The sequence below is a fragment of the uncultured Cetobacterium sp. genome (genome assembly GCF_947038635.1).
Taxonomy (GTDB): domain Bacteria; phylum Fusobacteriota; class Fusobacteriia; order Fusobacteriales; family Fusobacteriaceae; genus Cetobacterium_A.
The window spans coordinates 1-10,140 of record NZ_CAMQXC010000080.1 but is presented as its reverse complement, the minus strand read 5'-3'; the positions used below and the strand labels follow the sequence as shown (position 1 = coordinate 10,140).

General features: G+C 27.3%; 14 protein-coding genes. 7 read left to right on the top strand and 7 right to left on the bottom strand.

The features are described 5' to 3' along the window. The 3 genes from Q0V08_RS08255 to Q0V08_RS08245 all read right to left on the bottom strand — a co-directional run. The coding region (locus tag Q0V08_RS08255; RefSeq protein WP_297433815.1) for a paraslipin at window positions 1–536 on the bottom strand (536 nt) is incomplete at its 3' end. A gap of 9 nt (window positions 537–545) precedes the next feature. Continuing rightward, the gene (locus tag Q0V08_RS08250) at window positions 546–953 is read right to left on the bottom strand and encodes an NfeD family protein (protein WP_297433813.1); all 408 of its coding nucleotides are present in this window, start codon (window positions 951–953) and stop codon (window positions 546–548) included. A gap of 23 nt (window positions 954–976) precedes the next feature. Beyond that, window positions 977–1,345: a hypothetical protein gene (locus Q0V08_RS08245; protein ID WP_297433812.1), complete on the bottom strand. Its 369-nt coding sequence runs from the start codon at window positions 1,343–1,345 to the stop codon at window positions 977–979. Window positions 1,346–1,480: 135 nt separating this feature from the next. Between Q0V08_RS08245 and Q0V08_RS08240 the strand changes: the two genes are divergently transcribed. Further along, the gene (locus Q0V08_RS08240; RefSeq protein WP_297433810.1) at window positions 1,481–2,032 is read left to right on the top strand and encodes a DNA-3-methyladenine glycosylase I; all 552 of its coding nucleotides are present in this window, start codon (window positions 1,481–1,483) and stop codon (window positions 2,030–2,032) included. A gap of 36 nt (window positions 2,033–2,068) precedes the next feature. On the opposite strand, the gene Q0V08_RS08235 is transcribed toward Q0V08_RS08240, so the two are convergent. Together Q0V08_RS08235 and Q0V08_RS08230 are read right to left on the bottom strand one after the other, a co-directional pair. Next, window positions 2,069–2,494: a hypothetical protein gene (locus Q0V08_RS08235; protein ID WP_297433808.1), complete on the bottom strand. Its 426-nt coding sequence runs from the start codon at window positions 2,492–2,494 to the stop codon at window positions 2,069–2,071. A gap of 15 nt (window positions 2,495–2,509) precedes the next feature. Beyond that, entirely contained in the window at window positions 2,510–2,875 is a 366-nt protein-coding gene (locus tag Q0V08_RS08230; RefSeq protein WP_297433806.1) for a hypothetical protein, read from the bottom strand. 198 nt (window positions 2,876–3,073) lie between these two features. Between Q0V08_RS08230 and Q0V08_RS08225 the strand changes: the two genes are divergently transcribed. Next, the gene (locus Q0V08_RS08225) at window positions 3,074–3,466 is read left to right on the top strand and encodes a hypothetical protein (protein ID WP_297433804.1); all 393 of its coding nucleotides are present in this window, start codon (window positions 3,074–3,076) and stop codon (window positions 3,464–3,466) included. A 94-nt stretch (window positions 3,467–3,560) separates the two neighbouring features. Here the strand turns inward: Q0V08_RS08225 and Q0V08_RS08220 are convergent, their stop codons facing one another. Beyond that, on the bottom strand, window positions 3,561–3,746 hold the full coding sequence (locus tag Q0V08_RS08220) for a hypothetical protein (RefSeq protein WP_297433802.1): 186 nt from the start codon (window positions 3,744–3,746) through the stop codon (window positions 3,561–3,563). Window positions 3,747–3,863: 117 nt separating this feature from the next. On the opposite strand from Q0V08_RS08220, the gene dgt reads away from it, so the two are divergent. Both dgt and Q0V08_RS08210 read left to right on the top strand, forming a co-directional pair. After that, window positions 3,864–5,237 (top strand): dGTP triphosphohydrolase, encoded by a 1,374-nt coding sequence (gene dgt, locus Q0V08_RS08215; protein WP_297433801.1) that lies wholly within the window; start codon window positions 3,864–3,866, stop codon window positions 5,235–5,237. Between the two features lie 67 nt (window positions 5,238–5,304). Continuing rightward, entirely contained in the window at window positions 5,305–5,634 is a 330-nt protein-coding gene (locus tag Q0V08_RS08210) for a helix-turn-helix domain-containing protein (RefSeq protein ID WP_297433800.1), read from the top strand. Window positions 5,635–5,701: 67 nt separating this feature from the next. On the opposite strand, the gene Q0V08_RS08205 is transcribed toward Q0V08_RS08210, so the two are convergent. Then, window positions 5,702–7,225: an ABC transporter substrate-binding protein gene (locus Q0V08_RS08205; protein ID WP_297433798.1), complete on the bottom strand. Its 1,524-nt coding sequence runs from the start codon at window positions 7,223–7,225 to the stop codon at window positions 5,702–5,704. Between the two features lie 186 nt (window positions 7,226–7,411). On the opposite strand from Q0V08_RS08205, the gene Q0V08_RS08200 reads away from it, so the two are divergent. The 3 genes from Q0V08_RS08200 to Q0V08_RS08190 all read left to right on the top strand — a co-directional run. Further along, window positions 7,412–8,185, top strand: coding sequence for a MerR family transcriptional regulator (locus Q0V08_RS08200; protein ID WP_297433796.1), 774 nt, complete (start codon window positions 7,412–7,414; stop codon window positions 8,183–8,185). A gap of 133 nt (window positions 8,186–8,318) precedes the next feature. Then, complete coding sequence (locus Q0V08_RS08195; RefSeq protein WP_297433794.1) at window positions 8,319–9,308, top strand: EamA family transporter; 990 nt, start codon at window positions 8,319–8,321, stop codon at window positions 9,306–9,308. 3 nt (window positions 9,309–9,311) lie between these two features. Then, a partial coding sequence (locus Q0V08_RS08190; protein ID WP_297433792.1) for an FAD-dependent oxidoreductase occupies window positions 9,312–10,140 on the top strand: 829 nt, incomplete at its 3' end.

Genomic DNA, 10,140 nt, shown 5'->3' with positions numbered 1-10,140 from the left:
CTTTCTGCTTTCATCTGTTTTTCCATAGCATCTTGAATTTCAGCAGGAGGAATGATGTTTTTTAGTTCTACTCTATTTATCTTTATTCCCCAAGGGTCAGTAGCCTCATCTAAAATAACTCTCATTTTAGTATTTATTGTATCTCTAGATGTTAAAGTAGCATCAAGCTCTAACTCACCAATTAAGTTTCTTAAAGTTGTTGCTGTTAAATTTTCAATAGCATTTAAAGGATTTTCAACGCCATAAGTATATAGTTTAGGATCAGTAATTTGGAAATAAACAACAGAGTCTATTTGCATAGTAACATTATCCTTTGTAATAACTGGTTGTGGTGGAAAATCTATAACTTGCTCTTTTAAAGATACTCTTTTAGCGATTCTATCAACAAAAGGGATTAAAACGTTTAAACCAACATCCCAAGTAGCTAAGTATGCTCCTAATCTTTCTACAACAAAAGCTTGTGATTGAGCAACGATTCTAATATGTGTTCCAATTAAAAATACAGCAATAAGTATTAAAATAAATAAAAATAACATATAATCCTCCTAATATTTTTTAGCTAAAACTAATTTGTTCCCCATAATTTTTTCTACGACAGCTTCATCTCCAACACTGAAGTTAGATTTAGATATGCCTTCCCAGATTTTTCCATCTAAATATACAGTATAAAAATTATTACTTCCACGAACTTCAATTTTTTCAATTTTTACTATTTTTCCTTTAATACGATTTAGTTCCTTGCTATTTCCTTTAAAATGTTTTAAGGCAACCTTTCTAATTAGAACTAAAAATAATAAAGAAGCTGCAACAAAAATATAAAACTGATTTTCTAAGGAAGCTTCATAGAAAATCATTGTTAAAAAAGCTCCTAATGCAAACCAGATAGATATAAGTCCAAAAGTTAAAATTTCAATAACTAAAAAGACTATTCCTATTATAAACCAAAGTAACATAACTGTAGCTCCTTTCTTAAATATTAATATAATGATCTAACATTAAAGTCAACAACAACTCCATTTGAATCAAAAATAATAACCCATTTATATTGAGGATTGTGGTTATCTCTAGAACGACTACCTTTACCAGCTCTAAATGATGCAGAAAATGAGTTGTAACCAGGACTATTAATAGTTACATCCCGATATGTCCAAACTGTATTTCCATCATTATTTATATCAACTGAATATGGTTTTCCAAAGATATTTTCAATCTCATTTTGAGTTGTTTGATTTTCAACTACATTGCTTTCAATGGTATATGTAGAAAGATTTTTATTATAAATAGAACTGTTTGTACAACTTAAATAGAAAAAACTTAAGAAAAGCAGTAAAGATATCTTTTTCATAAAAAACCTCCTTAATAATCTAGTTATAAAAATACTAACATAAAACTACTTAAGAAGCAATGAATTAAGAAAATATTAAATTGAAATAGAGAGGGATAAATGATATTATGAGATAAAAATTTGGAGGGTGGTTATATGATAAGATGTCCTTGGTGTGAAAGTAGTGATTTATATAGAAAGTATCATGACGAAGAGTGGGGGAAGCCTGTTTATGATGATAGAACTCATTTTGAATTTTTAGTTTTAGAATCAGCTCAGTCAGGATTAAGCTGGATAACAATATTAAAAAAAAGAGAAAACTATAGAGTGGAATATGATAATTTTAATCCAGAAATAGTAGCATTATATGGTGAAGAAAAAATATTAAAAATGCTAGATAATCCTGGAATTGTAAGATATCGAAAAAAGATAGAATCATCTATAGGTAATGCAAAAGAGTTTTTAAAAATTCAAAAAGAGTTTGGGTCTTTTAATGAATATATCTGGTCTTTTACAGAAAAGAAAATTATAAAAAATAGCTGGAAAAATTTAAGTGAACTTCCAGCTAAAACAGAGTTGTCAGATATAATAGCGAAGGATTTAAAAAAAAGAGGATTTAAATTCTTAGGAAGTACAACGGTTTACTCATATCTACAAGCTGTAGGAATAGTAAATGATCACCTATTAGAGTGTCAATTTAGAGATTAAAAAAATGGATGAACAATGGGTTCATCCATTTTATCTTTAAAATAAAGTACTTGTAGATGCGTATGGATAATCAGATGTCCACACGTATTTTTCTGTTTTATAGCTATATTCAAATTTACAAGTGTATGAAACAACTCTATTGATATTAATATATCCTTTATCTTCAGCAGCTTCAACACCTTTTGGATTTAAAAAAGCAATAACTTTAAGATCACCAGAACCGTAAGTTCCAACTTTCTTAAAACTAATCATGTGGGCTGAAGAGGTTTTTAAGTCAAAACCATATTTTTCAGCTTCAGCTTTTAAAATATTTGTTTCAACGATATCAGCCACTTTAGTATCATTTACAGAATACTCCTTATATGGACTTGAAGAATCTACAGATGTTTTTGATGCTACATTGTCATTATTACACCCTACTAATAAAGACATGAAAACTAATGAAGCTAATAACTTTTTCATAATGCCCCTCCTAATTTAATATATTTCAAAAAGAATATTTTTTATAATATGGTTAGCTAGATTTTGTCCACACTCATCATAAAGAAGTCGATTTCTTTTCATAACTAGGTAGTCATGTAAACTATGAAGATGTGAATATATTGGCAAAGCATCAAGCTCTTTATAAATTTGAATCAAATGATTTTTATCTAACTCATCGTAATATGCATTAGTTTTTTCAACAATAAAACTTTGTATATCTTTAGGTGATAAATAGTTAGATTTTAAAATGATTGTTTGAATAGAGTAGATCTCTTTTTGTAAAATAATTGCTTTCTCAGAAGAATTGATATTTTTTGTGATAACTAAATAATTAATAAAATTTTGAAGTTGATTGGACATAGTAATAAACTCCTCCTTCTTAAAAATTAAATGAACTTTTATCTTATAAATACTAAAAAAAATAGGATTTCTTTTAAAAAAAATAAAATATTAAAAAAATAAAAACTAATCATTTATAGAGTAAGAATAGAGGTTGACAATCTCAATTAAAAGAATATAATACAATTATTATAGCAACTACATTGGAGGTTGAAATCTATGGACAAAAAAGAACTTATAAAAAAACTTAATATATTAAGTAAATTTAATTTAGAGAAATCGTTATTGGAAAATACAGCAACAGGAGTAACAATTCCTAAAATAAGATTATCTTTTGTTACTGGAGGGGGAATAATAACAGGTGATATTATGACTCTTGAGGAATTAAAGGAGGAGTTTTTAGCATTTAGTTCTAATAAAAAAGAGCATGAATCTTTATCAGAAGTGAATCCTTTAAGCTTAGTTCTTCATGACAATGATTTACAAAATTCTATTTATGATAGTTTTCTACCATTGAGAAATGTATCTATTGCCAACTCTGAGCATATAACTAAGTTAAACTTTTTAGCTCTATTTTATGATGAGATAATTGGTGTAACTGTAGGAAAGTAAGTTAGAATTTTAAAAGATTAAGTTGCTATAGAAAAAGCTGCTAAATTGAAGATATAATTTGGCAGCTTTTTAAATATTTATAAAGTGTTAAAATTTATTTATTAAAAGTATTATTACCGTTAAAAGATATCTTTTCAATGGACTTAATACTATAAAGATTATCATCATCTAATTCAATAAAATGTTTACCAATATGTGTTAGAATTCCAATAATAGGTGTAGGGTTGTTTTTTAAATAAAGATTAATTTTATAACTATGAAATAGATTTAAATTAAACATAAAATCAAACTCCTTTTTATTAAAGATTTCATATGTAAATATTCTACAAAATAAAGAATAAAGTTCTTTTTAAAAAAATAAAAAATATAAATGCTAACTTACTGGAGGGGAAAGAGAATGAAATGGAATAAATTATTATGTGAAAAAAGATTTAAACAAAGTTCAAACGAAGCTTATAAATTTGATGAAAGAAATGAGTTTGATAAAGATTATTCTAGAATAATTTCTAGTTCATCCTTTAGAAGATTACAAGATAAAACTCAAGTGTACCCATTAAAAAGAGGGGATTTTGTGCGAACAAGATTGACTCACTCCCTTGAGGTTTCACATATAGCTTCCTCTATTGGTAAATCAATAGAGAAATATTTGCAAAGAGATGATCAAAAAATATCATCGTTATTATCAGTTACTGGATTAATTCATGATTTAGGAAATCCACCTTTTGGCCATTCTGGAGAATATATAATTCAAGATTTTTTTAAAGAGTATTTAAAAAAAAGTGGTTATGATAATATATTGACAGATATACAAAAAGAGGATCTATTATGTTTTGATGGAAATGTTCAAACCTTTAGAATATTAAGAAAATTACAGTATTTAGGAGACAAGGATAGTTATAATTTAACCTATGCAACTTTAGCTACAATAATGAAATACCCAACAGATTCAATAGAAGGAAATAAAAAAGATAAAGGAAGACTTATTGAAAGAAAATTTGGATACTTTGATAGCGAAAAAAGTGATTATGATAAAATTTCTGAAGAGATGGGAATAAAAGGAAAAAGACATCCAATAACATTTTTATTAGAAGCAGCAGATGACATAGCTTATTGTGTTGCTGATATTGAAGATGGGGTGCAGAAAAAATTTATAACATTGCAAGATTTAAAAAATATGTTAAAAAAGATGGAAAAAAAATCTCAGGAGATTCAAGAGTTAATAGATAAAATAAAAGAGTATGAAGAAAAAAATAAAGAGATAGAAAATAATAGTTTATTTGAAAAGATTGTTGTTCAAAAAATTAAAATATATATACAAGGGAAAATGATTCAAGAGGTAATAAAATCTTTTATAAAAAATGAAGAATTAATTTTAAATGGTGATTTTAATAAAGAGTTATTAGATGCAGGATCATATAAAGAGATAAAGGATGGATTGAAAAATTTAGCTAAAAATAAGATATTTCAATCGAAAGAAAGAGTTTTTACTGATATTTTAGCAGCTAAAGTTTTGAGAAAACTACTAAGTGTTTTCATTGAAGGGATGATAGATTGGCTAAACAATGGAGAAGAAGCATCTTTAACATCTAGAAACATAAGGGTATTGATTTCTGAAAATTATATTATAAATTATGAGTCTGAATTAAAAGAGTGTAAAAATAAAGGGGATGAAATATATACAACACTTAAATTGTGTGTAGATTTTATCAGTGGAATGACAGATCAATTTGCAGTTGACTTATATAAAAAATTACAGGGAATTAGTGAATGATAAATTTAATATGATTTGATTATAGAAAATTTCTTTGATATACTTTATAAAAAGTATGGAGGAAATTATGGTAGAAAACAAAAATACAGATCATTGCCCAGTAGAATTAACAGCCTTAATTTTAGGGAAAAAATGGGTTCCGACAATTATTTTTAGTTTAAAAGATGCAGAGTTAAGGCTTGGAGAACTTCAACGGTTATTAGGTTGTAGTAAGAAAATTCTAATAGAACAATTAAATATATTAGTTTCACATAAAATTGTAGAAAATAGAAAGGTTTATAAAGGTAATACAGTTGAGTCATACTATAGTTTAACTAGCTGTGGAGATGAACTTTTACCAATTTTAAAAGATATGAAAACTTTTGGATGTAAGTTTGAAGAGAATATAAAAAAGTAGACTATTTTTGAAAAAAGGAGGAATTAATTCCTCCTTTTTCTTATGATTGCTATTAAGTACTTTAATATTAATTTTCTCTATAAAGAGGATAAAAATCATGTAGTGTTACAGGATGTATATTTAATCCTTTTATATTTTTTTGAGCACCAACAATAATAACACTATTGTATAGCATTACATGTGGAGTGTCTTTAACAATTTGCTCTTGAGCTTGTTGATATATTTTCAATCGTTCATTTTCAATTACTGTTATTTTTCCAGCATCTAAAAGTTTATCCACAGTTTCATTAGAGTAAAAAGAACGGTTCCCAGGGCTACCTATAGATTTAGAGTGAAACATAGGGTATAAACCATAGTCAGAATCTCCAGTTACAGTTCCCCATGAACCTAGGAACATATCAAAGAATCCTTTTTCTGTTAAATCATAAAAAGTTCCACTTTCAACGATATTTATTTTTAAATCTACTCCAATCTCTTTTAAATTAGCTTGAATTACCTCAGCAATAGCTTTTTCATCACTAGATCCCATAGTCAGAAGTTCTAAGGTGATATTTTCTTTATTACCTAAAGTTTTTATTAGTTCCTTTGCTTTTTCAGGATTGTAGCCAACATTTTTAACAGTATCTGTAAAACCAAATACATTTGGAGCTATAACTGAGTTAGCTACATCTCCATAACCATTTAAAATGATATTAACAATAGCTTCTTTATCAATAGCATAATCAATAGCTTTTCTTAGATTTTCATTTTTGAAAATATCTTTTTTATTATTAAAACCTAAGTATCTATACGAATATGAAGGTTTTGTATATAAAATAAGTTCATTATTTTCCTTTATTTTTGGAGCATCAACAGTACTTATATCTAAAGCTATATCAATCTCTTTTGTTTCCAATGCAATCTCTCTATTTGTAGGTTCAGTTATTGTTTTGAACACAAGCTTATCAAATGATGGTGGAGTTAAGAAGTAATCGTTATTTTTATCTAAAACTACTTGATTTCCAATAATCCATGAGTTATATTTGTAAGGACCTGTTCCAATAACTTCAGGGTTTTCTCCAGAAGACTCAATCACTTTTTTACTAACTATTCCAAGTGCAGGATGAGATAAGTGATATAATAGTGGTGCAAAAGGAGTTTTAGTAATAATCCTTATTGTGCTAGGTTCTACTATTTCAATTTTTTCAATAGGTGGAACAATGAAACTTATTCGAGGAGATTTCATCATTCTTTCAAAAGAAAATTTAATGTCTTCGAGCTGTAGTTTATCTCCATTATGGAATTTAATATTATCTCTTATTTTAAAATCATAAGTTTTATCATTAACCTTTTTCCAACTTTCAGCTAAACCAGGAATTATATTTCTATCCCCATCAATTTCAACTAATCTTGAATAAATTTGTTTATTGATTCTTAAAGAAAATCCATCATTAGCATTGTGAACATCAAGAGACCTAGGGTTTCCACTTTGGGCTATTTTTAATATATTATCTAAGGTTTCTTTATTCTCTTTAGTACAACTCAAAAAGATCACTGTAAAGATTAAGAATATTAGAAATTTTATTTTTTTTGATTTTTCAATAGGTTTCATGCTTACCTCCGTTAAATTGTATTAAGAGCTATATTAGCACAATTTAAGTTTAAGGTAAATTAGTTACAAAAAAGTAACCAATAAAAAAGATACATATATATAGATATTTAATAGACTCTTTTTCTAAACTTTGTTTTTTGGTATAATATTAAATAAACAGTGAAGTGGGAGAAAGGGGTTGTAAAGATGAAAGAGTATATCTCAATAAGAGATATTGTAAAGAGCATGGATTTAACGACAAGAACGTTAAGATATTATGAAGAGATTGGATTATTAAAATCTTCACAAGAGGGAAGAGGAAATAGATTATATTCTAAAGAAGAAATAAATAAGCTTATTTATTTAAATGAGCTAAAAAATAGAGGGTTTAGTTTAAAAGAGATAGAGGGTCTTTTAGGAAATAAATGCTGTAATCAAAAAAATATATTTTTAAAATCTAGAGTTGAAGAGAATGAAAAAACAATAAATTATTTAAAGTGGCAAAATGAAAAAATTGAAGAAGAGATGGATATAATAGAAAAATTTGGTTTAGAAAATATATTCATAAATATTGAAGAGATGCCAATGAGAAGATATTTTACTATTAAAGAGAACAATAAGATTTATAATGACCCTGATGTTGAAAGTGTTTGGAATTTAGAAAATTATGACATAATGGACGAAAAAACTTATGGTGGAGATTTTAAAGAGATACTTTCAAAAGAAAGTGATGAGTATAATTTAGAATTATATTTACATAAAAATGGAGACTATATATTGGAAGAGGGAAAATATATAGTTGCCTATTCTAGAGATGGTCTTGATAAACAATTAGAAGTTTTTAAAAAGATGGAGAACTACTTAAAAGAAAAAGAATTAAAATATGAAAATAAAATCTATGTAGAAAATAAATTTAGAATTTTTTGCAAAAGAGAGCGTAAAGTAGTCTTAATAACAAAAGCTTTTATAAAAATTTTATAAAATTACAAAAAAGATTATAAATTAATCATATAAAATTTATTTTAAACCAATTCTAACGTAACGTCAAAAAATTATTTACGTTACGTTATTTTTTTAATATACTAGCATTATTGAAAAACTTGAGGAGGATTTTATGGAAGGTAATTTGAAAAAAGGTTTATTTTTTGGTGGATTAGTTGGATTTGCATGGGGATTAGATACTGTTTTAATGGGACTTGTAGGAAGTAGTACAGTTTTGAAAACAGCATCATCAAGCACATTAGTTTCAGCATTTTTACATGATGCATTTTGTTTTTTTTGGTTAGTTTTAGTTGCTCTTTTTAATAGACAACTTTTAGACACGTTTAAACTTTTAAAAACAAAAAAAGGAAAAGTAACATTTTTAGCAGCAGTGGTTGGAGCTCCTATTGGAATGAGTGGATATGTAATAGGAATTAAATATGCTGCGCCAGCTTATGCATCGAGTTTGTCAGTTATCTATCCAGGAGTGGGAGCAATTTTATCATATTTTATACTTAAAGAAAAACTTTCAAAAAGAGCTATTATTGGAATAACAGTAAGTTTAATAGGATCTGCAGCACTTGGATATTCAAAAGTAGACTTAAATATGTACCCAGATTTTTATAAAGGTATGGCATTTACTCTATTAGCAGTTTTAGGTTGGGCATCAGAGGGAGTTATAATAGGATACGCTATGAAGAAGATAAAAAATGAAGATCATATTAAAGCTACTCCACAACAATTTTTAACTCTTAGATACTTAACATCATTCGTTGTGTATGGTGCTATTATTATGCCAATGATAGATGGATATAAAGTTGTGGGTCAATTAGCAACTAATAATGAACTGATATATTTTCCAGGGATAGCAATATTAGGAGCAATAACTTATTTATCATGGTATAAAGCAGTGAATTATATTGGTGCTTCAATGGGAACAGCACTAAATAGTACAGCAGCATTTTGGGCAATTGCATTTAGTAGTTTAATTTTAGGAACAGAGATAACTCCATACTTAGCTATTTGTGGAATAGTTATAATATTAGGAGTATTTATATTTGCAGTAGATTTTAAAGAGTTCTTTGGAAAAAAATCAAACGTTCAAAATTTAAAAGAGGTATAAGAGATGTTAAAAAAAGAGATTATAGAAAATATGAAACACATAGTAGATAACTGTATGGGAGATTCAAAATCAGCTTGTACAACAGCTTGCCCAATGAATACAGATGCTAAAAAGTATATAGCTTTAATGAGAGAAAATAGAGGAGAGGAAGCTATAAAAGTTATAAGAGAGGAACTTTTTATACCAAGAGTTTTAGGAAGAGTTTGTGCACACCCTTGTGAAAGCGCTTGTAGAAGGGGAAAAGAGGATGAAGCAGTAGCAATAGCTGGATTAAAAAGATATATAGCAGATAATTATGATAATTCAGAAATGTGGGATATATCAAAAAAAGAAAAAACAGGAAAAAGAGTTGCAATAGTAGGTTTTGGACCAGCAGGAGCACAAGGAGCAATAACTCTTTTAAAAGAGGGGCATGAAGTAACAATTTTTGAAAAGAATCCAAATTGTGGCGGAATGTTAAGATATGGAATCCCAGAGTATAGACTTCCAAGAGATATAATAGAGAATGAATTTAGTTTAATAAAAATGCTAGGTGGAGAAGTAAAACATAATATTGAGATTGGAAAAGATATAACATTTGAATCTTTGGAAAAAGAGTACGATGCAGTTTTAGTAGCCATTGGTAAACAGATAGGAAGAAGAGATAGATCATTAAATAATTTTGATGCAGAAGGAATATTTACAGCTGTAGAGTTTTTAAAAGAGATCTCACTAACAAGAGATGTAAAAAATGCAAAAGGAAATATTTTAACTGTTGGAGGGGGAGATGTTGCAATGGATTGTGCAAGATCTGCTCTAAGATTAAAAAATTCAAATAAATCATATGTGATAT